This window comes from Alphaproteobacteria bacterium, from assembly GCA_019635875.1.
In the GTDB taxonomy this organism is placed as follows: Bacteria; Pseudomonadota; Alphaproteobacteria; order Reyranellales; family Reyranellaceae; genus JAFAZJ01.
Genome location: JAHBYP010000004.1, coordinates 218,022 through 243,067 on the forward strand (window position 1 = coordinate 218,022; position 25,046 = coordinate 243,067).

Below are 25,046 nucleotides of genomic sequence, written 5' to 3' on the forward strand. Positions count from 1 at the left end.
CCGGCGTTGGCGTAGTGTCCGCCGCCGCGCACGGCACGGCGGACAGGACGCAATGACCAGCAAGACCTTCGATGTCGGCGCGATAAGGCGGCAATTCCCGATCATGGCGCGGCCGATCGACGGCAAAGCGCTGCACTATCTCGACAATGGCGCCTCGGCGCAGACGCCGCATGCGGTGATCGACGCCGTCGTCGCCTATGAGACGACGTCGCGCGCCAACGTCCTGCGCGGCGTGCACGCGCTCGCCGAGGCGGCCACCGAGCTTTACGAGAACGCGCGCGCCGACGTCGCCCGCTTCCTTGGCGTGGCGTCGCCGGAGGAGGTGATCTTCACCGGCGGCTGCACCGCGGCCATCAATCTTGTCGCCTACAGCTACGGCCAGCGCCTGAGACCCGGCGACGAGATCGTGGTCTCGGAGCTCGAGCACCACTCCAACATCGTGCCCTGGTACCAGCTGGCGCAGCGCAGCGGCGCGAAGCTCAGGGCGCTGCCGGTCACGCCCGACGGGCGCATCGATGTCGGCGCGCTGTCGGCGACGCTCACTGCGCGCACGCGCATCGTCGCGCTGGCCCATGTCTCGAACGTCACGGGCGCCTTGCTCGACGTCGCCGCCGTGGTCGCGGCGGCGAAGGCGGTCGGCGCGGTGGTGCTGCTCGACGGCGCGCAGCGTGCGCCGCACGGGCCGATCGACCTGCCCGCCCTCGGCGTCGACTTCTACGCCTTCGCCGGCCACAAGGCGTATGGGCCCAACGGCATCGGCATCCTGTGGGGTCGCCGCGAATTGCTCGACGACATGCCGCCGTTCATGGGCGGCGGCTCGATGATCGGCCGCGTGTCGCTGGAGGAGATCACCTGGGCGCCGACGCCGCGACGCTTCGAGGCCGGCACGCCGCCGATCGGGCCTGCCGTCGGCCTGGGTGCCGCCTGCCGCTGGATGATGGCGCTCGACTGGAACGCGGTGGGCGCGCACGAGATGGGCCTGACGCAGCGCATGATGGATGGCCTGGCCGGCATCAAGGGCACGCGACTGATCGGCCCGCCCGGGCTGCAGGGACGGTTCCCGGTGATCTCGTTCACGCTGGAGGGCGTGCATCCGCACGACACGGCGCAGATCCTCGACTCCCACGGCGTCGCGGTGCGCGCCGGCCATCACTGCGCCCAGCCATTGATGGACAAGCTCGATCTGCCCGGCACGACGCGCGCCAGCATCGCGCCCTACAACGACGCCGGCGATGTCGACGCGCTGCTCGAAGGCGTCGGCGAGGCGCTGAGAAGGTTCGCATGAACCAGGCGCTGTATCAGGACCGCATCGTCGCCCTGGCCAAGTCGAAGACCGGCGCCGGCACGCTCGCCGCGCCCACGGCGAAAGCCATGCGCGACAACCCGCTGTGCGGCGATCGCGTCAGCATCGAGATCAGGCTCGATGGCGAGGGCCGCATCGCCGAACTGGCACACAAGGTCCGCGGCTGCGCGCTGTGCGAAGCCTCAGCCGCGGCGCTTGCGCCCCGCGCCATCGGTCACACGGCAGCGCAGGTCGCCGAGCTTCGGCGCGAGATCGACGCCGTGCTGAGCGGCGCGTCCGGGGGCACCGGCGACTTCGCCGCCTTCGCGCCCGTCGCCGAGCATCGCAGCCGCCGCGACTGCGTCACGCTGCCCTTCGAAGCGCTACGCGCGGCACTCGGCGACTGAGTTGCGTGTCATCCCGAGCGTAGCGAGGGATCCAAGCTGGCCCTGGTTCCCTCGCTACGCTCGGGATGACAGAGTCCGAACGGAACACCCTCCGGGTCGCACCGATCCGTCACACGATCACGTCCGAAACCTCATCTCCTCCATCGGCACGCTGTGGCTGCGGACCGGCTGGCCGGCCTCGTCGCGCACGGCCAGCCGTACCTTCTTCTCCCACCAGTCGATATCGACGGTGCCGAAGTTCGGCCGGCCATAGACCATGCCCAGGCGATTGGGGCCCGGCTCCTTCGGATTCGGGAAGTACTTGGTCAGCCCGCTCGAGGTCATCTCGGTGAACGGGTAGGGCGTGCCGCTGGTCTCGCGGTAGAGCGCGCCGAGATGACGGTCGCCGGACAGGAAGATCAGGTTCTCGGCGCGGGTCTGGCGCACCAGCTCGTAGAGCCGGCGCCGCTCATGCGGGAAATTGCCCCAGCGCTCCCAGCCATGGCCATCGGCCAGCACCTGGATCGACGATACCATCAGGCGCAGGTCGGCCGGCTCGCGCAGGCGATCGGCGAGCCAGGCCCATTGCGTCGGACCCAGCATCGTCTTGGCCGGATCGTGGTCGGGGATGTAGCGCTCCATGCCCGACGCGCCGCGGTTCTCGCTCGGCAGCCACGGCGACTTGAAGGAACGGATGTCGAGCAGGATGATCTGCACGCGCTGGCCGGGATTGCCGAAGGCCTCGGCGTAGTAGATGCCCTCGTGCAGGCGGCGCGGATCGTCGGTCGGCGCGTCCCAGAATTTCAGGAACTCTTCCTTTGACTCGACCTTGAACGGCATGTCGCCGCCGGCGTCGTTGACGCCATAGTCGTGGTCGTCCCAGACCGCGAGATGGCGCACGCTGCCGCGCAGCTTCATGTAGCCCGGCGACTGGCGCGCCAGCGCATAGGCCTCCTTGAGCTCCTTCAGCTCGCGGTCCTTGCTGTCGCCGTAGACGTTGTCGCCGCCGAAGATGAACAGGTCGGGCTTGTAGGCCAGCACCGAATCCCAGATCGGCTGCGCCTCGCGCGGGTCGACGCAGGAGCCGAAGGCCACGCGCACCAGCGGCTTGCGCTGCGCCACGGCCGACCCGGCAACGGCGGTGGAGACGGCGGCGCCGGTGAAGGCACGACGGGTCAGCGATGATCGGGTCACGCGACGAATCCCCAGATTCCTGGGCGCAACATTTCGACCAATCGAATCGGTTTGTCCACCGCGAGTGCCTGATCTGATCTATGCTCTGTTGATGGACCGAGTGGATTTGCAACCGATCGCCTATCCGCTGCCCGAGTCGGCGTTGCTGCCGACATGGCGCAGCCGCCGTTCGCAAGGACTCGGCGCCGTTGCCGTAGCGGCGCTTGTCATTGGGTTGGCCCTGCGCTGGCCGGTGCTTTTGCTCGATGCTGACGATATTCTGCTGCGTCACGCTTTGCCGGCGACGCTCGCCTTTATCATGGCCTTCACACCACCGTCATCAACGAGGGTGGGCCGCATCGCGCAGGACCTCACCGTCCTCGGCCTTTGCGTCGCGGTGTTCGCGGGCGACTGGCTGCCGCTGCTGCTCGCCTGTTACCCGGTGCTGCTGATGATCGCGGTCGTGATCGGTGAATTCGGGCTGCTACGACGCTATTGGGGGCGCGGCTTGTGAGCGAGGCCGAGTGGCTGGCGTTACAGCGGGCGGCGCTTCTTGCCGGCCCCATGGTCGCCGCCATCGCTCTGCTGTTGATCGTCAAGCCGCGGCCGCGCGAGGCGGTGTCGGCGATGGTCGCCTTTCTGTGGCAGCTGCCGGCGTTGCTGGCGTTGCACCTGCTGGCTCTACATTTCGGCTGGTGGAGCTTCGGCGTCGAGCGCAACGCAGTGCAAGGCCTGCCGATCGATGTCTGGATCGGCTGGGCGATCTGGTGGGGACCGGTCTGCCTCTTCGCCCAACGCTGGCTGCCGCTGCCGTTGATCGTCGCGATCTCGGTGGCACTCGACCTGGTGAGCATGCCCCGGCTGACACCGCTGGTGAGCATAGGCTCGTCATGGTTGGTGGGCGACGCGGTCGCCATGCTGCTGTGCCTGATTCCGGGCCAGATCGCCGCACGCCTCACGCGTGAGGATCGTCTGCCGACAGTTCGCGCCATGTTCCATGTGCTGGGCTGGGGCGGCTACATGACACTCGTCATCCCGGTCTGCGTACTGAGCTACACGGGCTCGCCGCTCTTCAGCCTCTACCATCTGCCGGGGTCGATACTCGACTGGTGCCTGGCCGCGATTGCGCTGATGCTGCTCTTCGTTGGCGTTGCTGCCACTGCGGAGTTCGCCAGCGTCGGCGGCGGCACTCCGATTCCCTTCGATCCACCCAAGCGCGTCGTGACCAGCGGTCCCTATGCCTTCACCGCCAACCCGATGCAGATCATCTCGGCCTTCTTCATGGCTGTGGTGGCGCTCTACGCCCGCTCCTGGGGACTGGCGCTGATCGCGCTGATGTTCGCTGTCTTCGATACGATCTACGCTACCTGGTACAATCGCGCGCACATCGCCATCGCCATGCCGGAGGCGTGGACGAGCTACCGTGGGGCGGTGCGCGAATGGCAAATGCGCTGGCGTCCGCACATCGCCGAGGAAGCGCACATCACCATCAGCGGGAGGGGCCCCGCACGGACTGTCTGGAATGTACTGTGGCCAATTCTGTCGCCTCGGCTCGAAGGCAGCTTCCGTGTCGAGTCGGCGCCGCTTGGCACCCTGGAGCGCCTCGTCTACAGCCGTCCCCACAGCGGCGTCGAGGATCACGGCATGAAGGCTCTCGCCCGCATTCTCGAGCACGGCCCGGTTCCGCTCGCGATCGTCGGGTGGCTGATCCGCTTTCCCTATCTTGGCGGGTGCTTGCAGCGACTGAGCGGGCTCACGATCATGATTTGGCGGCGCGGCGCCGCGATTCGCAGCGTAGGCTAGAGCAAAAAGGGGCCGCTTGCGCGGCCCCTTCGAGCTTCATGGAACTGTCCCGGATCAGACCGAGTAGTACATCTTGTACTCGATCGGAGCCGGCTGGTGTTCCCAGTTGTAGACCTCTTCCCACTTGAGATCCATGTAGGCGTCGATCTGGTCCTCGGTGAAGACGCCGCCCTTGGTCAGGAAGGCGCGATCGGCGTCGAGCGCGCCCAGCGCCTCGCGCAGCGAGCCGGCCACGGTCGGCACCTGCTTGAGCTCCTCCGGCGGCAGCTCGTAGAGGTTCTTGTCCATCGCCTCGCCGGGATGGATCTTGTTCTGGATGCCGTCGATGCCGGCCATCAGCATCGCCGAGAAGGCGAGATACGGATTGGCCGACGGATCGGGGAAGCGCACCTCGACACGCTTGCCCTTGGGCGAGGCGGAGTAGGGGATGCGGCAGGAGGCCGAGCGGTTGCGCGCCGAATAGGCGAGCAGCACGGGGGCCTCGAAGCCCGGGATGACGCGCTTGTAGCTGTTGGTCGAGGCGTTGCAGAAGGCGTTGAGCGCCTTGGCGTGCTTGATGATGCCGCCGATGTAGTAGAGCGCCGTCTCGCTGAGGTCGGCGTAGCCGTTGCCGGCGAACAGCGGCTTGCCGTCCTTCCAGATCGACTGGTGCGTGTGCATGCCCGAGCCGTTGTCACCGTAGATCGGCTTGGGCATGAAGGTGCAGGTCTTGCCCCACTGCGCCGCGACGTTGTGCAGGCCGTACTTGTACTTCTGCACGTTGTCGCCGGTCTTCACCAGCGTGTCGAAGCGGAAGCCCAGCTCGTTCTGCGCCGGCGCCACCTCGTGATGGTGGATCTCCATGGTGAGACCCATCTCGGTCAGCACGGTGCACATCTCGGCGCGCAGATCGTGCATGGAATCAACCGGCGGGACCGGGAAGTAGCCGCCCTTGACGCCCGGACGGTGGCCCATGTTGCCGCCTTCCATCACCGTTCCGGTGTTGTTGGGCGTCTCCGCCGAGTCGACGGCGTAGAACGAGCCGTGCATCTTCACGTCGAAGCGCACGTCGTCGAACACGAAGAACTCGAGCTCGGGGCCGAACACGGCGCTGTCGCCGACGCCGGAGGACTTCAGGTAGGCCTCGGCGCGCTTGGCGGTCGAGCGCGGGCAGCGGGCGTAGAACTGGCCGGTCGAGGGCTCGATGACGTCGCAGAAGATCGACATCGTCGTCTGCGCCGTGAACGGATCGAGGATCGCCGTCGACGGATCGGGCATCAGGATCATGTCGGACTCGTTGATCGCCTTCCAGCCGGCGATCGAGGAGCCGTCGAACATCACGCCGTCGGCAAACACCGAATCGTCGACCGCCGACGCGGTCTTGGCGGTGTGCTGCCACTTGCCGCGCGGATCGGTGAACCGGAAGGAGACGAACTTGACGTCCTTCTCCTTGATCATCTGCAGCACGCTCTTGGCGTCGGCCATATCCCTTGATCCTTTCGCTTGTGGATTCTCTTGTCTTTCCGTGCGGCCCGCGACGCGGCGCCGGACGCCCCTAGATGGCTTCGTCGCCGCGCTCTCCGGTGCGGATTCGCACGGCTTCCTCTACCCCCGAGACGAAGATCTTGCCATCGCCGATGCGGCCGGTCTGCGCCGCGCTGCGAATCGCCTCGACGGCCTTCTCGGCCTGGGCGTCCTCGACGACCAGCTCGACCTTCACCTTGGGCAGGAAGTCGACGACGTATTCGGCACCGCGATAGAGCTCGGTATGGCCCTTCTGCCGCCCGAAGCCCTTGGCCTCGATGACCGTGATGCCCTTCACGCCGATCTCGTTGAGCGCTTCCTTCACTTCGTCGAGCTTGAAAGGCTTGATGATGGCTTCGATCTTTTTCATCGGCACGCAACACGAGTGACGGACGGCGGGGCCGGCAGGCCCCGTCGCAGGACCCTGCAGGGTGCAGTTTCCATGCCAGCGCCGCTACCGGCCCAGGCGCCTGTCGCTGTTGGAATTTGCCGCATTGTGATTAATTTAGCGCCATATCATCGGGCAATATGCCTAATAATAGGACAGAAGACGCTAACGTAGTGTGCAGTTGAACGCGATCGAGATGCGCTCGTTGGGTCCGTCGTACGGCGAAACCCAGTGCTCCAGCCAGCTCGGAAAAAGGAGCATGAGGCCGGATGCGGGGACCACGGTCAGCACGCGGTCAAAGTTGAATCCCGGAGTCGGCATCGCCCGCGCCATCGGCCGGGGGTCGGTGAACTGGATGGTGCCGCCACTCACGGCGTTGCCCGCGTCGACGTAGTAGACGCCGGAAAAGTGCGAGTCCGGATGCAGGTGGGCGACGTTGTAGTCGTGGGTGCGGTTGAGGTTCGCCCAGGCATAGGCCTTGAACTGGGTCGTTCCCGGCGCCCGGCTGCTGAAGTCCGGGGACAGGGTGGCCATCGTCTTCACCGCCTCGACGATCGAGCCGCGCAGGGCCGCGACCTCGGGCAGCGGCCATTCCAGCAGGTCGGCCTTGGACTGCCAGCCGCCGCGATTGCTGATCTTGACGCCGGGCTCGGATGCGGCGCGCCTGGCGATCTCGGCGCGCAGGCCGGGGTTGATCTGCCCGGCATTGGCCACGGTCCGGCGCAGCAGGGGCGTGACGAACAGCAGTGCCAGGTCGTTGCCCAAGGTCACGAACAGCTGATCGTCGACAGTCGCGGTCCTGTTGCCCGTCACATCGGTCCTCCGGTGAGTCGGGGCGGAAGATAGCCGGACGATCCGGTTTGCCCAAGCCGTGTCGCGGATGTGCTATGAGCGCCGCCGGGGCCGGGCGACGGCCGGGGATGGAAGCGGCATGAAGCAGGGCAACAGCGTTCTGGGCGGCTACGCCGACACGATCTTCGACGTGATGTCGGGTCTGGCGCGGCAGTACAAATCGGTCAATCTGGGGCAGGGGTTTCCCGACGACCCGGGTCCCGAGGATGTCCGGCGCGCCGCCGCCGACTACCTGATGACCGGCCACAACCAGTATCCGCCGATGCTGGGCATCCCCGAGCTGCGCCAGGCGGTGGCCGAGCACAACAAGCGTTTCTATGACCTCGACGTCGACTGGCAGAGCGAGGTCATGGTGACCTCGGGCGCCACCGAGGCCCTGGGCGACTGCCTGTTCGGCCTGATCGAGCCGGGCGACGAGGTGGTGCTGATCGAGCCGCTCTACGACAGCTACATCCCGATCGTGCGCCGCGCCGGCGGGATCCCCAGGCTGGTCCGCCTGCAGCCGCCGCGCTGGGATCTGCCGCGCGAGGAGCTGGCGGCCGCCTTCGGACCCAGGACAAAGCTGATCCTGATCAACTCGCCGATGAATCCCTGCTCCAAGGTGTTCGACGCCGAGGAGCTGGGCTTCATCGCCGAGCTTTGCGTCAAGCACGACACCTTCGCCGTCTGCGACGAGGTCTACGAGCATCTGACTTTCGACGGTCTGAAGCACACGCCGCTGATGAAGTTCCCGGGGATGCGCGAGCGCACGGCGCGCATCGGCTCGTCGGGCAAGACCTTCAGCGTCACCGGCTGGAAGGTGGGCTACATCACGGCGGCGCCGGCGGTGCTCAAGCCGATCCTCAAGGCGCACCAGTTCGTCACCTTCACCACGCCGCCCAACCTGCAATGGGGCACCGCCGTGGGCCTGCGCAAGGAAGACGCCTACTTCACCAGGCTGGCGTCCGACATGCAGGCCAAGCGCGACCGGCTGGCCACCGGCCTGGCCGATATCGGCTTCGAGGTGATGCCGGCGCGCGGCACCTATTTCGTCACCACCGATTTCCGGCCGCTGGGCTTCAACGGCACCGACGAGGATTTCTGCCGCCACATCACGGTCGAGGCGGGCGTGACGGCGGTGCCGACCAGCGCCTTCTACAGCAGCGCCGATGCGCCCCGGCATTTCGCGCGCTTCTGCTTCTGCAAGAACGACAGCACGCTGGACGCGGCGCTGGAGCGGTTGTCGGGCCATTTCCGCAAGCGCCGCCAACCTTGACCGGGCGCGGCCGGGAGAGTACCTAGCCGACCGCCTTCGGGCATGCGATGGCGGCCGTAGCTCAGTTGGTTAGAGCGCCAGATTGTGATTCTGGATGTCGCCGGTTCAAATCCGGTCGGTCGCCCCATCGCCCCTTTCCTGATCTATGATGGCGCCATGCGCGCGATCCTCAAGCGAGTGCTGACGCCGCCGCTGGTGCTGATCGCTGCGGCCCTGATCCTGCTCGAAGAGACCCTGATCAAGTGGGCGCAGCGGCTGATGGCCAGGCTGGCGGCGCTGCCGTTGGTCGCCGCGCTCGAGCAGCGTGCGCGCCGCCTGCCGCCCTATCCGGCGATGATCCTGTTCCTGGTGCCCGGCGCGGTGCTCTTCCCGGTGAAGCTGGCAGCCTTGTGGCTGCTGGCCAGCGGCCATGTGGTGTGGGGCACGATCATCATCGTCGCCGGCAAGCTCGCCGGCACGGCGATCGGCGCGCGCATCTACCTGATCCTGCGGCCGACCCTGGTGAGCCTGAACTGGTTCGCGCGGGCCGAAGCCTGGGTGTTCGGCTGGCGCGACCGGATCTACGCCCGGGTCAGGGCGATGCCCGCCTGGCAGAGGGCGGCCGCCGCCATCGCAGCGGCCAAGGTCTGGCTGCGCGCCCAGCTTGCCCAGCGGCCGGGCTGGCTCGGCCGGCGCTTCCTGGCCGCGCGCCGCCACGCAAGGCGCAGCTGATGGCGGCCGAGGCGCTGCGCGACGTCGTCGCCGACGACGACCTCGCCATCCTGAGCTGCGCCGAGATGCGAATCGCCGAGACCCTGGCGATGGAGGGGCTGCGCGACGAGCACGGCACGGTGGCGCAGGGCGTTTCCAGCACCGAGCTGATGGAAACCGCCGGCGCCGCCGTGGCGGCCGCGGTGGGCGAGCGTTACCTGCCGCAGCCCACGGTGGTTCTCTGCGGGCCGGGCAACAACGGCGGCGACGGTTTCGTCGTGGCCCGCCAGCTCGAGGCCGCGGGCTGGCCGGTGCGGGTGGGCCTGCTGGGCGAGCGCGAGCGGCTGGGCGGCGACGCGCTGAACGCCGCCGAGCTCTGGGGCGGCATCATCGAGGCGGCGACGCCCGATCTGCTCGAGGATCATCCGCTGGTGATCGACGCCCTGTTCGGGATCGGCCTGAAGCGGCCGCTGGAGGGCATGGCGAAGGCGCTGGTGACGGCGATCAACGCCCGCGACCTCGCCTGCGTCGCCATCGACCTGCCCAGTGGCCTCGACGGCGATACCGGCGCCGTGCTGGGCGCGGTGCCGCGCTGCGAGCTGACGGTGACGTTCTTCCGGCCCAAGACCGGCCACCTCTCTTCGGCCGGCCGGGCGTGCTGCGGTGATCTGCGTGTCGCCGAGATCGGCGTGCCGCGCGGCGTTCTGCGCCAGCTCGACGTCCGGCAATGGCGCAATGGCCCTGGACTGTGGCGCCATGCGCTGCGGCGCCCGGCGCTCGACGACCACAAGTACCGGCGCGGCCACGTCGTGGTGTTCGGCGGCGACACCATGACCGGCGCGGCGCGGCTGTCGGCGCTGGCGGCCCGGCGCGTCGGCGCCGGGCTGGTCACGATCGCCGGATCGCCGGCGGCGACGACGGTCTATCGCCTGGCCGAGCCGGGCAACCTCGTCGTCGATCTGGCGGATGCGCAGGCGCTGGCCGGGCTGACCGGCGATCCGCGCAAGAACGCCTTTGTCGTCGGGCCGGGGGCGGGGACCGGAGCGCAGGCCGCCGAGCGCCTGCTGGCGACCTTGGCCGCCGGCCGTGGCGCGGTGATCGACGCCGACGCCATTACCGTGGCGGCCGGGATGCCCGACCGGTTCTTCGCGATGATTCGCGGCCAGACGCTGCTGACGCCGCACGAGGGCGAGTTCGCCCGGCTGTTTCCCGATCTCGCCGGCCTGCCGGGCAAGCTCGACCGGGCACGCCAGGCGGCGCGACGCTCGGGCGCGACAATCCTGCTGAAGGGACCCGACACGACCATCGCCGCGCCCGATGGCCGGGCGATCGTCAGCGACAATGCGCCCCCGACCCTGGCCACGGCGGGCAGCGGCGACGTGCTGTCCGGCATGGCCGGCGGGCTGATGGCCCAGGGCATGACCGCCTTCGCCGCCGCCGCCGCGGCCTGCTGGCTGCACGGCGCGGCGGCGCGGCGCTTCGGCTTCGGCCTGATCGCCGAGGACATCGCGCCCCAGCTCCCGGCCGTTCTCGACGATCTGTGGCGCGATCCCCTGGGTGCGGCGCGGACCGCCGACTGACCGATTGGGGCCGGCCGACACCCGTCTTCGCAATCCTTTGACCATCAGTCGGGCGCACGCTAGAAGGCGCCCCTTATAGTCGCGGCCGGCCGCGGGCGTGGTGGAACTGGCAGACACACGAGATTTAGGTTCTCGCGCCGCAAGGCATGGGGGTTCAAGTCCCTCCGCCCGCACCATGCCCCGGATGACCTGACATATAAGCTCAAGAACAGCGGATAAGTGACATGCAGATCACAGAAATCTCCAACGAGGCACTCAAGCGCTCCTATCGGGTCGTGCTGCCTGCAGCCGATATCGCGAGCCAGGTCGACGGTCGCCTCGAGGAGATGGCCAAGACCGCCTCGATGCCCGGCTTCCGTCCCGGCAAGGTGCCGGTGAGCCTGCTGCGCCGCCAGTACGGCCAAGCCCTGTTCGGCGAGGCGGTCGAGAAGTCGGTCAACGAGAGCGTCGGCAAGACCATCACCGACAATTCGCTCAAGCCGGCGCTGCAGCCGCGCATCGAGGTCAAGAAGATCGAGGAGGGCCAGGACCTCGAATTCGAGCTGATCGTCGAGCTGATGCCGGAACTGGGCGAAATCGGCTTCGGCGACATCGAGCTGGAGCGGCTCAAGGTCAATGTCGAGGACAAGCAGGTCGACGAGGCGGTCGAGCGCATGGCCCAGGGCAGCGGCGAGCTGAAGCCGGTCGAGCCGGCACGCGCGGCGGAGAAGGGCGACACCCTCAACATCGATTTCACCGGCTTCATCGACGACGTGCCGTTCGAGAACGGCTCGGCGCAGGGCTACGACATCGAACTGGGCTCCAACAGCCTGATCCCGGGCTTCGAGGACCAGCTGATCGGCGCCGAGGCCAGCCAGGACCGCGAGGTCAAGGTCACCTTCCCGGCCGAGTACGGCGCGGCCCAGCTCGCCGGCAAGGACGCGGTGTTCAAGGTCAAGGTCAACCAGGTCTCGGTGCGCGTGCCCAAGCCGATCGACGACGAGCTGGCCAAGGGCGCCGGCTTCGACAACCTCGAGGCCATGCGCAAGGCGGTGCGCGAGCGCATCGAGCAGGACTACAACCAGCTCTCGCGTGCCCTGGTGAAGCGCAAGCTGCTCGACAAGCTGGCCGAGAAGCACCAGTTCGACGTTCCCGCGGGCCTGGTCGAGGCCGAGTTCGGCTCGATCTGGCAGCAGGTCGAGGATGCCAAGAAGGCCGGGCAGAAGGTCGAAGAGGACGAGGAGAAGCTCAAGGGCGAGTACCGCGACATCGCCAACCGGCGCGTTCGGCTCGGCCTGCTGCTGGCCGAGGTCGGCCGCAAGAACAACATCGAAGTCACGCCGCAGGAGATCAACCAGGCGGTGATCCGCGAGGCCCAGCGCTATCCCGGCCAGGAGCGGCAGGTCTTCGAGTTCTATGGCAAGAACGCCGAGATGCGCGAGCGCCTGCGCGCGCCGATCTTCGAGGACAAGACGATCGACTTCGTGCTCGAGCTGGCCAAGGTCAGCGACAAGGCGGTGTCGCCCGACGACCTGCTCAAGGCCGCGCGCGAGGGCGACGAGGCCGACAAGCAGGCGGCCTAGGCTTTCTGCCGCCCCGCGACGGCAGGGCGGCGGCAAACATTGCGGCGGCGGCCCCGCGACTCCATATAACGGTCCGTTTTGGGTCCCGGCGCTTGATCAACCCGTGCCGGGCCAGTCACACTAGGCGTGATCACCGCCCCCGGGTGTACGCCGTCGAAGGAAGCAACGACCATGATTCGCGATCGCGATCCGATCGAGATCTACGACAACTACTTCATCCCCACCGTCGTCGAGCAGACGGCGCGTGGCATCCAGGGCTACGATATCTGGTCGCGACTGCTGAAGGAGCGCATCGTCTTCCTGAGCGGCGTGGTCGAGGAGCGCTTGGCCACCCTGATCTCCGCCCAGTTCCTGTTCCTGGAGGCGGAGAACCCCAACAAGGACATCGCCTTCTACATCAATTCGCCGGGCGGCGTGGTGACCGCGGGCCTGGCGATCTACGACACCATGCGCTACATCCGCCCGCCGATCTCGACGGTGTGCATGGGCCAAGCCGCTTCCATGGGCTCGCTGCTGCTGGCGGCGGGCGAGAAGGGCAAGCGCTTCGCGCTGCCCAACGCTCGGATCATGATCCACCAGCCCTCGGGCGGTGCGCAGGGCCAGGCCACCGACATCGAGATCCAGGCGCGCGAGATCCTGCTGATCCGCGAGCGGCTCAACAAGATGTACGCCGAGCACACCGGCCAGAAGCTCGAGACCATCGAGAGCGCCATGGAGCGCGACCGGTTCTTCGACCCCTACGAGGCCAAGGAGTTCGGTCTCATCGACCAGGTCGTCGACAAGCGCCCGGCGCCGCCGACCGAGGTGAAGGCAGCCTGAGCAAAGGCTCACGGCACGGTCCTTGCCTCGTTGCTGAGCAATGACCGCACACGGGTTATGGCGGTTTCCGCAGCGGGACACACCATATTTTGATATTGTGCGTACCCGACTGCGGGGACTAACATTATTTCGGCCGCTGCCCCCAGCGCGCCAGAGGTAGAGGACCGGGTCCCATGGCCACGAACAAGACCGGCGGCGACTCGCGGAACACGCTGTATTGCAGCTTCTGCGGCAAGAGCCAGCATGAGGTCCGCAAGCTTATCGCTGGTCCGACTGTCTTCATCTGCGACGAGTGCGTCGAGCTGTGCATGGACATCATCCGGGAGGAGAACAAGTCCACCCTGGTGAAGTCGAAGGACGGCGTGCCGACTCCGCGCGAGATCCGCCAGGTTCTCGACGACTACGTGATCGGCCAGGATTACGCCAAGAAGGTGCTCTCGGTCGCCGTCCACAATCATTACAAGCGGCTCAACCACGCGCAGAAGAACAACGACGTCGAGCTCGCCAAGTCCAACATCCTGCTGCTGGGCCCGACCGGCTCGGGCAAGACGCTGCTCGCCCAGACGCTGGCGCGCATGCTCGACGTGCCATTCACCATGGCCGACGCCACGACGCTGACCGAGGCCGGCTATGTCGGCGAGGACGTCGAGAACATCATCCTGAAGCTGCTGCAGAGCGCCGACTACAATGTCGAGCGGGCGCAGCGCGGCATCGTCTACATCGACGAGGTCGACAAGATCAGCCGCAAGTCGGACAACCCCTCGATCACCCGCGACGTGTCGGGCGAGGGCGTGCAGCAGGCCCTGCTGAAGATCATGGAGGGCACCATCGCCTCCGTGCCGCCGCAGGGCGGCCGCAAGCATCCGCAGCAGGAGTTCCTCCAGGTCGACACGACCAACATCCTCTTCATCTGCGGCGGCGCCTTCGCCGGGCTGGAGAAGATCATCGCCCAGCGCCGTCAGGGCACCTCGATCGGGTTCGGCGCCGAGGTACGCGGCCCGGACGAGCGGCGCACCGGCGAGGTGCTGCGCGACCTCGAGCCCGAGGACCTGCTGAAATACGGCCTGATCCCGGAATTCGTCGGCCGCCTGCCGGTGGTCGCCACGCTGGACGACCTCGACGAGCATGCGCTGGTCGAGATCCTGACCAAGCCCAAGAACGCGCTGGTGCGCCAGTACGGCCGCCTGTTCGAGATGGAGCGCATCCGGCTGAAGTTCACCGACGACGCCCTGCGCGGCATCGCCCACCGGGCGATCGCCCGCAAGACCGGCGCGCGCGGCCTGCGCTCGATCATGGAAGCGATCCTGCTGAACACCATGTACGACCTGCCCAGCCTCGACGGGGTCGACGAAGTCGTCGTCAACCGCGAGGTCGTCGAGGGCCGGGCCCAGCCGCTTTACACCTATAGCGACCGGCGCGAGATCGAGACGCCGGCCCAGGCTTGAGAGACCGCCATGCTCCGGGCTGCCGCCAGGGAGGGCGGCGCCGACGGGCGGTGACAAGCGCGTTACGCGCAAGTGACCGGCGCTTGAACGCGATGCGGCCGGGGCCATCTATCCCTTGTGGACGGATGTGCTAGCGGCGTTTGCGTTCGATCGACGAAGCCTGCGCGGTGAATCCATTCGGGCCCATAGCCCATGTATTGCGAGGCCTCCTCATGAGTACGCTCTCCCGCGGGTCGCTGTTCCCGGTGTTGCCGTTGAGGGACATCGTGGTCTTCCCCCACATGATCGTTCCGCTGTTCGTCGGGCGCGAGAAATCCGTCCGCGCGCTCGAGGACGTGATGAAGGACGACAAGCAGATCCTGCTCGTCGCCCAGAAGAACGCCGGCCAGGACGATCCGACGACCGACGATATCCACCGGGTCGGCACCATCGGCACGGTGCTGCAGCTGCTGAAGCTGCCCGACGACACCGTGAAGGTGCTCGTCGAGGGCGGCCGCCGCGCGCGCATCACCGATTTCACCGACCGCAAGGACTTCTTCGAGGCCTATGCCGAGGTCTTCGAGGAGAAGCCGACGCCCGTGGCTGAGGTCGAGGCGCTGGCGCGCACCGTCGCCGGCGAGTTCGAGCAGTACGTCAAGCTCAACAAGAAGGTGCCGCCCGAGGTCGTGGTCTCGATCAACAAGATCGACGATCCGGCGAAGCTCGCCGACAACATCGCCGCCCACCTGGCGCTGAAGATCGCCGACAAGCAGGCGCTGCTGGAGATCGACTCGGTCGCCGGCCGCCTGGAGAAGATCTACAGCCTGATGGAAGGCGAGATCTCCGTCCTGCAGGTCGAGAAGAAGATCCGCAACCGCGTCAAGCGGCAGATGGAGAAGACCCAGCGCGAGTACTACCTGAACGAACAGCTCAAGGCGATCCAGAAGGAGCTGGGCGAGGGCGAGGACGGTCGCGACGAGGTCGGCGAGCTCGAGAAGCGCATCAAGAAGACGCGTCTGTCCAAAGAAGCGCGCGAGAAGGCTATGGCCGAGGTGAAGAAGCTTCGCACCATGAGCCCGATGTCGGCCGAGGCCACGGTGGTGCGCAACTATCTCGACTGGATGCTGTCGATTCCGTGGAAGAAGCGCACCAAGATCAAGAAGGACCTCAAGGGCGCCCAGCAGATCCTCGACGCCGATCACCACGGCCTCGAGAAGGTCAAGGAGCGCATCCTCGAGTACCTCGCCGTGCAGCAGCGCATGGAGAAGATGAAGGGCCCGATCCTCTGCCTGGTCGGCCCGCCCGGCGTCGGCAAGACGTCGCTCGGAAAGTCGATCGCCAAGTCGACGGGCCGCAACTTCGTGCGCATGTCGCTGGGCGGCGTGCGCGACGAGGCCGAGATCCGCGGCCATCGGCGCACCTATATCGGCTCGATGCCGGGCAAGATCGTGCAGTCGATGAAGAAGGCGAAGTCGTCGAATCCGCTGATCCTGCTCGATGAGATCGACAAGCTCGGCGCCGACTGGCGCGGCGATCCCTCGGCCGCGCTGCTCGAGGTGCTCGATCCCGAGCAGAACAACACGTTCAACGACCACTACCTCGAGGTCGACTACGACCTTTCCGACGTGATGTTCATCACCACGGCCAACACGCTGCGCATGCCGCAGCCGTTGCTCGACCGCATGGAGGTGATCCGTCTCGCCGGCTACACCGAGGACGAGAAGGTCGAGATCGCGCGCAAGCACCTGCTGCCCAAGCAGATCGAGGCGGCGGGCCTGAAGGACGGCGAGATCGACATCTCCGACAAGGCGGTGCGCGACATCATCCGCTACTACACGCGCGAGGCCGGCGTTCGGAACCTCGAGCGCGAGCTGGCCAATGTCGCGCGCAAGGTCACCAAGGAGATCCTCATGGAGGGGGTCGCCAAGGTGAAGGTGACGCCCAAGAACCTCGACAAGTTCGCCGGCGTGCGCCGCTTCCGCTTCGGCGAGGTGGAGAGCGAGGATCTGCTGGGCGTGACGACGGGGCTGGCCTGGACCGAGGTCGGCGGCGAGCTGCTGTCGATCGAGGCGGTGATGCTGCCCGGCAAGGGCCGCATGACGATCACCGGCAAGCTCGGCGACGTGATGCAGGAGTCGATCCAGGCGGCGCGCTCCTATGTGCGCTCGCGCGCGGTGTCGTTCGGCATCAAGCCGACCGTCTTCGAGCGCAAGGACATCCACGTGCACGTGCCCGAGGGCGCGACGCCCAAGGATGGCCCTTCGGCCGGCGTGGCGATGTGCACGTCGATCGTCTCGGTGCTCACCGGCATCCCGGTGCGGCGCGACGTGGCGATGACCGGCGAGATCAGCCTGCGTGGCCGCGTGCTGCCGATCGGCGGCCTGAAGGAGAAGCTGCTGGCCGCCCTGCGCGGCGGCCTGAAGACCGTGCTGATCCCGCAGGAGAACGAGAAGGACCTCGCCGAGATCCCCGACAACGTGCGCAAGGGGCTGACCATCGTGCCGGTCACCACGGTCGACGAGGTGCTCGCCCGTGCGCTCGCCAAGCCGCTGGCGCCGATCGAGTGGAAGGACGAGTCGGACAACGAGCCGGTCCGGCCGGCTGCGGCCGATGACGTCGAAGGCGTCATGACCCACTGATGCGGCCCCGGCAGGGGTCGACGCGACGAGCCGCCCATGGGCGGCTCGCTTGCGTTTTGGGGCGCATATAGCGGTGGCGAACGCTATATCAGGCTATATCTGGTATTGCCGGATTGACGCCACTGCGGCTTGGGCCGTAGGCTCTGGCTAACGCACAGTCCAGTCGGTGGGGCCTTCCATGAACAAGAATGATCTCGTCGTTGCCGTCGCCAACAACGCGGGATTGGCCAAGACGGAAGCCGCCGCGGCGATCGACGCGATGTTCGACGTGATCACCAAGGCCCTGCGCAAGAAGGACAAGGTGATGCTGGTGGGCTTCGGCACCTTCTACGCCACCAAGCGCAAGGGCGGCGAGGGGCGTAACCCCAGGACCGGCGAGAAGATCAAGATTGCGCCCTCGACCCAGGCGAAGTTCAAGGCCGGCAAGGCGCTGAAGGACGCGCTCAACTGACGGCGAAGCCGTCACAGTGCTCCTGTCACTCCGAGCGCAGCGAGGAATCCAGGCGACTTCCCTGGCTTCCTCGCTGCGCTCGGAGTGACGGGAAGTTCGCACCCGCTGCGGCGGTGTGGTATCTCGCTGCGTCCGGCGGCGGGCGATTAGCTCAGTTGGTAGAGCATCTCGTTTACACCGAGGGGGTCGGCGGTTCGAGTCCGTCATCGCCCACCATCCGCCGCCAGAAGTTTGAATCGGCTGCGAAAAATGCCCTCATCGATGGGCGGCCTTTCCATTGACTCGCTGGAGTCGCTCGTCTAAACGTGCGCCCGCCAACGAAGTCGTATTGCGGGCGTAGTTCAGTTGGTTAGAACGCCGGCCTGTCACGCCGGAGGTCGCGGGTTCGAGTCCCGTCGCTCGCGCCACGATTCCCAGGGATCGTGGTGACTGTCGGAAGCGTTGGTCCCCGGGGTGGCGCCGCCTGCCCCTGCGTTGTGTGGCCTTCGGTGCGCAGGCACGGAAGCTGCTTGCCAGACGGCGCGGGTGGCTTCGCGACGCGCGACGCGGGTGAGGGGGGATCGATGAACGCGCTGCTGGCCGAGTACCTGCCCATCCTGATCTTCCTCGGCATCGCCGTGGGCCTGGTCTGCGCGATGCTGGGCGGTTCCTACCTGCTGGCGCGCCAGAACCCCGATTCCGAGAAGCTGTCGCCCTTCGAGTGCGGCTTCGCGCCGTTCGGCGACGCGCGCGGCCAGTTCGACGTGCGTTTCTACCTGGTCGCCATCCTGTTCATCATTTTCGACCTCGAAGTCGCCTTCCTGTTCCCCTGGGCGGTGGCGTTGGGCGACATCGGCATCGTCGGCTTCTGGTCGATGATGCTGTTCCTTGCGGTTCTGACCGTTGGCTTTATCTACGAGTGGAAGAAGGGGGCGCTGGAATGGGAGTGACCATGCCCGCACCCAGGCAGGGCGACGCGGCGCTGAGCCAGGCGCTGCAGGGCGAGCTCGCCGACAAGGGCTTCGTGGTGGCCCAGCTCGACAAGGTGGTGAACTGGGCGCGCTCGGGCTCGCTGTGGGGCCTGACCTTCGGCCTGGCCTGCTGCGGTGTCGAGATGATCCACACCTGGATGGCGCGCTACGACCTCGATCGTTTCGGCGTGGCGCCGATGCCCAGCCCGCGCAGCGCCGACCTGATGATCGTCGCCGGCACGCTGACCAACAAGATGGCGCCGGCCCTGCGCAAGGTCTACGACCAGATGGCCGAGCCGCGCTACGTGATCTCGATGGGCTCGTGCGCCAATGGCGGCGGCTACTACCACTACAGCTACTCCGTGGTGCGCGGCTGCGATCGCATCGTGCCGGTCGACATCTACGTGCCGGGCTGCCCGCCGACCGCCGAGGCGCTGCTCTACGGCGTGATCCAGCTGCAGAAGAAGATTCGCCGCACCGGCACGATCGTGCGTTGAAGGGCGGCGATGACGGACGAGACCATCAAGCCCGACCCGCTGGCCGAACTGGCCGCCGCCATCGAGGCGAGCGGCCTGACCACGTCGAGCACGATCCGCATCGGCGAGCTCACGCTCGAGACGACGATCGAGAGGGTGATCGGCCTGCTGACGTTCCTGCGCGACGATCCCAAGTGCCTGTTCAAGCAGCTGGTCGACATCTGCGGCGCCGACTACCCGCAGCGCGCCAGGCGCTTCGACGTGGTCTATCACCTGCTCAGCCTGCGCCATAACAAGCGCGTGCGCGTGAAGGTGGCGACCGACGAGAACACGCCGGTGCCGTCGGCCGCCGCGGTCTTCCCCTCGGCGCCATGGTTCGAGCGCGAGACCTGGGATCTCTACGGCGTGTGGTTCGCCGACCATCCTGACCTGCGGCGCATCCTCACCGACTACGGCTTCGACGGCCATCCGCTGCGCAAGGACTTCCCGCTCACCGGCTTCGTCGAGATGCGCTACGACGACGAGCAGAAGCGCGTTGTCTACGAGCCCGTGAAACTGGCCCAGGAGTTCCGCCGCTTCGACTTCCTCTCTCCCTGGGAGGGCGTGCGACAGGCACTGCCCGGGGACGAGAAGGCCACCAGGAACTAGGTCCCGATCGATGGCCGAAACCGAGATCCGGAACCTCACCTTCAACTTCGGGCCGCAGCACCCCGCGGCGCACGGCGTGCTGCGCCTCGTCGTCGAGATGGACGGCGAGATCGTCGAGCGCTGCGATCCGCATATCGGCCTGCTGCATCGCGGCACCGAGAAGCTGATCGAGTACAAGACCTACCTGCAGGCGGTGCCGTATTTCGACCGGCTCGATTACGTCTCGCCGATGTGCCAGGAGCATTCCTACGCGCTGGCCGTCGAGCGGCTGCTGGGCATCGAGGCGCCGCTCCGCGGCCAGTGGATCCGCGTGCTGTTCTCCGAGATCACGCGCATCCTCAACCATCTGCTCAACGTCACCACCTTCGCGATGGATGTCGGCGCGCTGACGCCGACGCTCTGGGGCTTCGAGCAGCGCGAGCTCTTGATGGAGTTCTACGAGCAGGTTTCCGGCTCGCGCATGCACGCGGCCTATTTCCGGCCCGGCGGCGTGCACCAGGACCTGCCGGCCGGCATGCTCGATCGCATCGAGGCCTGGTGCGAGCGCTTTCCGCAGACGATCGACGATCTCGAGCGGCTGGTGACCGAGAACCGCATCTTCCGCCAGCGCACCGTCGACATCGGCACCGTGTCGGGCGACGACGCCATCGCCTGGGGCTTCTCCGGGCCGATGCTGCGCGCCTCGGGCGTACCGTGGGATCTGCGCAAGGCGCAGCCCTACGATTGCTACGCCGAGGTCGATTTCGACGTGCCGGTGGGCAAGACCGGCGACTGCTTCGCGCGCTACCTCGTGCGCATGGAGGAGATGCGCCAGAGCCATCGCATCATGCTCCAGTGCGTCAAGGCGCTGCGCACGGTCAGCGGCCCCTTCACGGTCGACGACCGGAAGATCTCGCCGCCGCTGCGCGGCGAGATGAAGACCTCGATGGAAGCGTTGATTCATCACTTCAAGCTGTACACCGAAGGCTACAAGGTGCCGGCGGGCGAGACCTACGCGGCCGTCGAGGCGCCCAAGGGCGAGTTCGGCGTCTACCTCGTCGCCGACGGCTCCAACCAGCCCTACCGGTGCCACATCCGGGCACCGGGCTTCCCGCATCTGCAGGCGCTCGAGTTCATGTCGAAGGGCCACCAGCTCGCCGACCTGTCGGCGAACATCGGCTCGCTCGACATCGTCTTCGGCGAAGTCGACCGCTAGGAGCGCATGACGCCATGGCGATGATCACAGCCGATCCCAGGGACGTGCCGCAGGTCGGCTCGTTCGAGTGGACGCCGCAGAACCTGGAGATCGCCAGGGGCTTCGTGGCGCAGTATCCGGCCGGCCGCCAGGCCAGCGCCGTGATCGCCTGCCTCGACCTGGCGCAGCGCCAGTCGGGCGGCTGGCTGCCGCGCGTGGCGATGGACTACGTCGCACGCTTCCTCGACATGGCGCCGATCCGCGTCTACGAGATCGCGACCTTCTACACGATGTTCAGCCTCAAGCCGCGCGGCAAGTACCTGCTGCAGGTCTGCACCACGACGCCGTGCTGGCTGCGCGGGTCGGACGCGGTGATGAAGGCGTGCCGCGAGGTGAGCGGCGTCGGGCCCGGCGAGGTCAGCGCCGACGGGCTGTTCAGCACCATGGAAGTCGAATGTCTTGGCGCCTGCGTCAACGCGCCGATGATCCAGGTCAACGACACCTTCTATGAGGACCTCGACGAGGCCTCGACGAGGGCGCTGCTCGAAGCCCTCAAGCGCGGCGAGACGCCCAGGCCCGGCCCGCAGATCGATCGCCAGACCTCGGCGCCGGTCGGCGGCCCGACCACCCTGACCACCGGCAAGCCGGGCGCGGCGGAGTAGGGCGATGCTGCGCGACGAGGACCGCATCTTCACCAACCTCTACGGCTTCCACGACTGGGGGCTGGAGGGCGCGCGCCAGCGCGGCATCTGGGACAACACCGCCGAGATCCTGGCCAAGGGCCGCGACTGGATCATCGACGAGATGAAGAAGTCGGGCCTGCGCGGCCGCGGCGGCGCCGGCTTCCCGACCGGGCTGAAATGGTCGTTCATGCCCAAGGAGGTCGGCCCGCGGCCGCATTATCTCGTGGTCAACGCCGACGAGTCCGAGCCGGGCACCTGCAAGGACCGCGACATCCTCAGGCACGATCCGCACACGCTGATCGAGGGCTGCCTGGTCGCCAGCTTCGCCATGCAGGCGCACGCCGCCTACATTTATGTGCGCGGCGAGTTCTACGACGAGGCCATGCGGCTGAAGGCAGCCGTCAAGCAGGCCTACGACGCCGGCCTGCTGGGCGACAACGCCTGCGGCTCGGGATGGAAGATGGACGTCTACGTCCATCGCGGCGCCGGCGCCTATATCTGCGGCGAGGAGACGGCGCTGCTCGAAAGCCTCGAGGGCAAGAAGGGCATGCCGCGCCTGAAGCCGCCATTCCCGGCCGGCGCCGGGCTCTATGGCTGCCCGAGCACGGTGAACAACGTCGAGTCGATCGCCGTGGCGCCGACCATCCTGCGCCGCGGCGCGGCTTGGTTCGCCGGCATCGGCCGGCCCAACAACACCGGCACCAAGGTCTTCTGCATCTCCGGGCACGTGAACAAGCCGTGCAACGTCGAGGAAGAGATGGGCATCCCGCTGCGCGAGCTGATCGAGCGGCATGCCGGCGGCGTGCGCGGCGGCTGGGACAATCTGCTGGCGGTGATCCCGGGCGGCGCCTCGGTGCCGCTGATCCCGAAATCGATCTGCGACGACGTCCTGATGGATTTCGACTCGCTGCGCAACGTGCAGTCCGGCCTCGGCACGGCGGCCGTGATCGTCATGGACAAGTCGACCGACGTCATCAAGGCGATCGCCCGGCTGAGCTATTTCTACAAGCACGAGAGCTGCGGCCAGTGCACACCCTGCCGCGAGGGCACCGGCTGGATGTGGCGCGTGATGGAACGCATGGTCAGGGGCGAGGCGCGCATCGAGGAGATCGACGTGCTGCACGACGTCACCAAGCAGGTCGAGGGCCACACGATCTGCGCGCTGGGCGACGCGGCGGCCTGGCCGATCCAGGGCCTGATCCGCCATTTCCGGCCCGAGATGGAGCGGCGCATCGTCGAGCGGCAGTCGAGCCGCATCGCCGCGCAGTGATCCGGAGATCGTCATGCCCAAGATGAAGATCGACGGAATCGAGATCGAGGTCCCCGCCGGCATCACGGTGCTGCAGGCCTGCGAGCTGGCCGGCGTCGAGATCCCGCGCTTCTGCTACCACGAGCGCCTGTCGATCGCCGGCAATTGCCGCATGTGCCTGGTCGAGCAGGAGAAGGCGCCCAAGCCGATCGCGTCGTGCGCCATGCCGGTGGCCGAGGGCATGGTGATCAAGACCGACACGCCGGTGGTCAGGAAGGCCCGCAATGGCGTGATGGAGTTCCTGCTGATCAACCATCCCCTCGACTGCCCGATCTGCGACCAGGGCGGCGAGTGCGATCTGCAGGACCAGGCGATGGCCTACGGCTTCGACCGCACGCGCTATCATGAGAACAAGCGCGCGGTGCCGGACAAGGACCTCGGCCCGATCGTCAAGACCTCGATGAACCGCTGCATCCAGTGCACCCGCTGCGTGCGTTTCGCCACCGAGGTGGCGGGCGTCGAGGAGCTCGGCGCCACCGGCCGCGGCGAGGGCATGGAGATCACCACCTACGTGCAGAAGACGCTGACGTCGGAGCTCTCCGGCAACATCGTCGATCTCTGCCCGGTGGGCGCGCTGACCTCGAAGCCCTATGCGTTCAACGCCCGCTCCTGGGAGCTGCGCAAGACCGAGTCGGTCGACGTCATGGATGCGCTGGGCAGCAATATCCGCGTCGACACCCGCGGCGCCGAGGTGATGCGCGTGCTGCCGCGCGTCAACGAGGACGTCAACGAGGAGTGGATCTCCGACAAGACCCGGCACGCCATCGACGGGCTGAAGCGCCAGCGTCTCGACCAGCCCTATGTGCGCCGCGACGGCAAGCTGAAGCCGGCGAGCTGGGGCGAGGCATTCGCGGCGATCGCCGAGCGCATCGGCAAGACCCAGGGCGAGCGCATCGCCGCCATCGTCGGCGACCAGTGCGACGCCGAGGCGATGGTCGCGCTCAAGGACCTGATGACGTCGCTGGGCGCCAGGGGCGTGGAGTGCCGCCAGGACGGCACGCAGCTGCAGGCCGGGCCGCGCGGCGGCTACATCTTCAACGCCGGCATCGCCGGCATCGACAAGGCCGACCTGATCCTGCTGGTGGGCACCAACCCGCGGATCGAGGCGCCGGTGCTCAACGCCCGCATCCGTCGGCGTGCGCTCAACGGCGGGCTGAAGGTCGGCCTGATCGGCGAGGCGCCGGAGGATCTGACCTATCCCTTCGAGACGCTGGGCTCGAGCGCGAAGGCGTTGGACGATCTGGGCTCGTTCGGCGAGGCGCTGAAGGCCGCCAGGACGCCGATGATCATCGTCGGCCAGGGTGCGCTGACGCGGCCCGATGGTGCGGCGATCCTCGCCAGGGCGCGTGCGCTGGCCTCGGTCAGCGACGAGTGGAACGGCTTCTGCGTGCTGCACACGGCGGCGGCGCGGGTCGGCGGTCTCGATCTCGGCCTGGCGGTGGACGGCGGCGTCGAGGGTATCCTCAAGGGCTGCGAGGACGGCTCGATCGATCTCGTCTACCTGCTCGCGGCCGACGAGTTCGACACCTCGCGTCTGGGCAAGGCCTTCGTGGTCTACCAGGGCCATCACGGCGATGCCGGCGCGCATCGCGCCGACGTGATCCTGCCGGGCGCCGCCTATACCGAGAAGCCGGGCGTCTACGTCAACACCGAGGGACGCGTGCAGCTGGCCAAGCGCGCGTCCTATCCGCCGGGCGAGGCGCGCGAGGACTGGGCGATCCTGCGCGCGCTGTCCGGCGTGCTGAGCAAGCCGTTGGCCTACGACACGATCGACCAGGTGCGTGCGCGCCTCGTCGCCGTGAACCCGGTCTTCGCCGCGATCGACCGGCAGAAGGCGGGCGCCTGGGGCGAGTTCGGCCAGGACGGCGGGCTGGGTGACGCGCCGCTGCGCTCGACGGTGGCGAATTTCTACATGACCTGCCCGATCAGCCGGGCCTCGCGCGTGATGGCGGACTGCACGGCGCAGCGCCGCGCCAGCCTCGCCGTGGCGGCGGAGTAG

Annotated in this window: 23 protein-coding genes and 4 tRNA genes; 23 read left to right on the top strand and 4 right to left on the bottom strand. The window is 67.4% G+C overall.

The window, feature by feature from the left end:
- Nucleotides 1–52 precede the first annotated feature (52 nt).
- Complete coding sequence (locus KF889_15805) at nucleotides 53–1,285, top strand: SufS family cysteine desulfurase (GenBank protein MBX3500907.1); 1,233 nt, start codon at nucleotides 53–55, stop codon at nucleotides 1,283–1,285.
- Nucleotides 1,282–1,689 (top strand): iron-sulfur cluster assembly scaffold protein, encoded by a 408-nt coding sequence (locus tag KF889_15810; GenBank protein MBX3500908.1) that lies wholly within the window; start codon nucleotides 1,282–1,284, stop codon nucleotides 1,687–1,689. Before KF889_15805 ends, KF889_15810 begins: the two co-directional genes overlap by 4 nt.
- A gap of 117 nt (nucleotides 1,690–1,806) precedes the next feature.
- Here the strand turns inward: KF889_15810 and KF889_15815 are convergent, their stop codons facing one another.
- Nucleotides 1,807–2,862 (bottom strand): alkaline phosphatase family protein, encoded by a 1,056-nt coding sequence (locus tag KF889_15815; GenBank protein MBX3500909.1) that lies wholly within the window; start codon nucleotides 2,860–2,862, stop codon nucleotides 1,807–1,809.
- 64 nt (nucleotides 2,863–2,926) lie between these two features.
- On the opposite strand from KF889_15815, the gene KF889_15820 reads away from it, so the two are divergent.
- Together KF889_15820 and KF889_15825 are read left to right on the top strand one after the other, a co-directional pair.
- Nucleotides 2,927–3,355 carry a hypothetical protein gene (locus KF889_15820; GenBank protein ID MBX3500910.1) on the top strand — a complete coding sequence of 143 codons (429 nt, stop codon included), beginning with the start codon at nucleotides 2,927–2,929 and terminating at the stop codon, nucleotides 3,353–3,355.
- A complete protein-coding gene (locus KF889_15825; GenBank protein ID MBX3500911.1) occupies nucleotides 3,352–4,644 on the top strand; it encodes a hypothetical protein in 1,293 nt (430 codons plus the stop codon). The genes KF889_15820 and KF889_15825 overlap by 4 nt, the downstream gene beginning before the upstream one ends.
- A 54-nt stretch (nucleotides 4,645–4,698) precedes the next feature.
- On the opposite strand, the gene glnA is transcribed toward KF889_15825, so the two are convergent.
- The 3 genes from glnA to KF889_15840 form a co-directional block, all read right to left on the bottom strand.
- Nucleotides 4,699–6,108, bottom strand: coding sequence for a type I glutamate--ammonia ligase (gene glnA / locus KF889_15830; protein MBX3500912.1), 1,410 nt, complete (start codon nucleotides 6,106–6,108; stop codon nucleotides 4,699–4,701).
- Between the two features lie 70 nt (nucleotides 6,109–6,178).
- Nucleotides 6,179–6,517, bottom strand: coding sequence for a P-II family nitrogen regulator (locus tag KF889_15835; protein MBX3500913.1), 339 nt, complete (start codon nucleotides 6,515–6,517; stop codon nucleotides 6,179–6,181).
- Nucleotides 6,518–6,700: 183 nt separating this feature from the next.
- On the bottom strand, nucleotides 6,701–7,348 hold the full coding sequence (locus KF889_15840; protein ID MBX3500914.1) for a hypothetical protein: 648 nt from the start codon (nucleotides 7,346–7,348) through the stop codon (nucleotides 6,701–6,703).
- A gap of 118 nt (nucleotides 7,349–7,466) precedes the next feature.
- Here KF889_15840 and KF889_15845 point away from each other — a divergent pair, with 118 nt between their 5' ends.
- The 19 genes from KF889_15845 to nuoG all read left to right on the top strand — a co-directional run bounded on the left by KF889_15845 (nucleotide 7,467) and on the right by nuoG (nucleotide 25,046).
- Nucleotides 7,467–8,642, top strand: a complete 1,176-nt coding sequence (locus KF889_15845) for an aminotransferase (GenBank protein MBX3500915.1) — start codon at nucleotides 7,467–7,469, stop codon at nucleotides 8,640–8,642.
- Between the two features lie 50 nt (nucleotides 8,643–8,692).
- Nucleotides 8,693–8,769, top strand: a tRNA-His gene (locus KF889_15850).
- 29 nt (nucleotides 8,770–8,798) lie between these two features.
- On the top strand, nucleotides 8,799–9,353 hold the full coding sequence (locus KF889_15855) for a hypothetical protein (GenBank protein ID MBX3500916.1): 555 nt from the start codon (nucleotides 8,799–8,801) through the stop codon (nucleotides 9,351–9,353).
- Nucleotides 9,353–10,912, top strand: coding sequence for an NAD(P)H-hydrate dehydratase (locus KF889_15860; GenBank protein MBX3500917.1), 1,560 nt, complete (start codon nucleotides 9,353–9,355; stop codon nucleotides 10,910–10,912). Before KF889_15855 ends, KF889_15860 begins: the two co-directional genes overlap by 1 nt.
- A 91-nt stretch (nucleotides 10,913–11,003) precedes the next feature.
- Nucleotides 11,004–11,088: transfer RNA gene (locus KF889_15865), tRNA-Leu, on the top strand.
- A 48-nt stretch (nucleotides 11,089–11,136) separates the two neighbouring features.
- Complete coding sequence (gene tig, locus KF889_15870) at nucleotides 11,137–12,474, top strand: trigger factor (protein MBX3500918.1); 1,338 nt, start codon at nucleotides 11,137–11,139, stop codon at nucleotides 12,472–12,474.
- A 171-nt stretch (nucleotides 12,475–12,645) separates the two neighbouring features.
- A complete protein-coding gene (locus tag KF889_15875; GenBank protein ID MBX3500919.1) occupies nucleotides 12,646–13,293 on the top strand; it encodes an ATP-dependent Clp protease proteolytic subunit in 648 nt (215 codons plus the stop codon).
- Nucleotides 13,294–13,466: 173 nt separating this feature from the next.
- On the top strand, nucleotides 13,467–14,738 hold the full coding sequence (gene clpX, locus KF889_15880; protein MBX3500920.1) for an ATP-dependent Clp protease ATP-binding subunit ClpX: 1,272 nt from the start codon (nucleotides 13,467–13,469) through the stop codon (nucleotides 14,736–14,738).
- A 212-nt stretch (nucleotides 14,739–14,950) separates the two neighbouring features.
- Entirely contained in the window at nucleotides 14,951–17,356 is a 2,406-nt protein-coding gene (gene lon / locus KF889_15885) for an endopeptidase La (protein MBX3500921.1), read from the top strand.
- Nucleotides 17,357–17,534: 178 nt separating this feature from the next.
- Entirely contained in the window at nucleotides 17,535–17,807 is a 273-nt protein-coding gene (locus KF889_15890) for an HU family DNA-binding protein (GenBank protein MBX3500922.1), read from the top strand.
- A gap of 140 nt (nucleotides 17,808–17,947) precedes the next feature.
- Nucleotides 17,948–18,023 (top strand) — tRNA-Val (locus KF889_15895).
- Nucleotides 18,024–18,137: 114 nt separating this feature from the next.
- Nucleotides 18,138–18,214: transfer RNA gene (locus tag KF889_15900), tRNA-Asp, on the top strand.
- Nucleotides 18,215–18,370: 156 nt separating this feature from the next.
- Entirely contained in the window at nucleotides 18,371–18,736 is a 366-nt protein-coding gene (locus KF889_15905) for an NADH-quinone oxidoreductase subunit A (protein ID MBX3500923.1), read from the top strand.
- Nucleotides 18,727–19,254, top strand: a complete 528-nt coding sequence (locus tag KF889_15910) for an NADH-quinone oxidoreductase subunit B (GenBank protein ID MBX3500924.1) — start codon at nucleotides 18,727–18,729, stop codon at nucleotides 19,252–19,254. Before KF889_15905 ends, KF889_15910 begins: the two co-directional genes overlap by 10 nt.
- 9 nt (nucleotides 19,255–19,263) lie before the next feature.
- Nucleotides 19,264–19,881: an NADH-quinone oxidoreductase subunit C gene (locus KF889_15915; protein MBX3500925.1), complete on the top strand. Its 618-nt coding sequence runs from the start codon at nucleotides 19,264–19,266 to the stop codon at nucleotides 19,879–19,881.
- Nucleotides 19,882–19,891: 10 nt separating this feature from the next.
- A complete protein-coding gene (locus KF889_15920) occupies nucleotides 19,892–21,076 on the top strand; it encodes an NADH-quinone oxidoreductase subunit D (protein MBX3500926.1) in 1,185 nt (394 codons plus the stop codon).
- 20 nt (nucleotides 21,077–21,096) lie between these two features.
- On the top strand, nucleotides 21,097–21,717 hold the full coding sequence (locus tag KF889_15925) for an NAD(P)H-dependent oxidoreductase subunit E (GenBank protein MBX3500927.1): 621 nt from the start codon (nucleotides 21,097–21,099) through the stop codon (nucleotides 21,715–21,717).
- A gap of 4 nt (nucleotides 21,718–21,721) precedes the next feature.
- Nucleotides 21,722–23,008: an NADH-quinone oxidoreductase subunit NuoF gene (nuoF, locus tag KF889_15930; protein ID MBX3500928.1), complete on the top strand. Its 1,287-nt coding sequence runs from the start codon at nucleotides 21,722–21,724 to the stop codon at nucleotides 23,006–23,008.
- 13 nt (nucleotides 23,009–23,021) lie between these two features.
- Complete coding sequence (nuoG, locus tag KF889_15935; GenBank protein ID MBX3500929.1) at nucleotides 23,022–25,046, top strand: NADH-quinone oxidoreductase subunit NuoG; 2,025 nt, start codon at nucleotides 23,022–23,024, stop codon at nucleotides 25,044–25,046.